General features: G+C 74.1%; 1 protein-coding gene. It reads left to right on the plus strand.

Annotated features, from left to right (window positions below; translation table 11 throughout):
* Positions 1-201, plus strand: a 201-nt coding sequence (locus IG84_RS38675; protein ID WP_037801524.1) for a carboxyl transferase domain-containing protein, incomplete at both ends; no start/stop codon positions are given.

Here is a 201-nt window from a genome sequence, read left to right on the forward strand (position 1 = left end):
GGCGCCGACCTCAACCTGGCCTGGCCCACCGCCCAGATCGCCGTCATGGGCGCCCAGGGCGCCGTCAACATCCTCCACCGCCGCACCCTGGCCGCCATCACCGACCCGGCCGCCCAGGAGGCCCGCCGCCAGGAACTGATCGCCGAGTACGAGGAGGCCCTCCTCAACCCCTACGCGGCCGCCGAACGCGGCTACGTCGAC

Source organism: Streptomyces ochraceiscleroticus (genome assembly GCF_000720485.1).
Classification (GTDB): Bacteria; Actinomycetota; Actinomycetes; order Streptomycetales; family Streptomycetaceae; genus Streptomyces; species Streptomyces ochraceiscleroticus.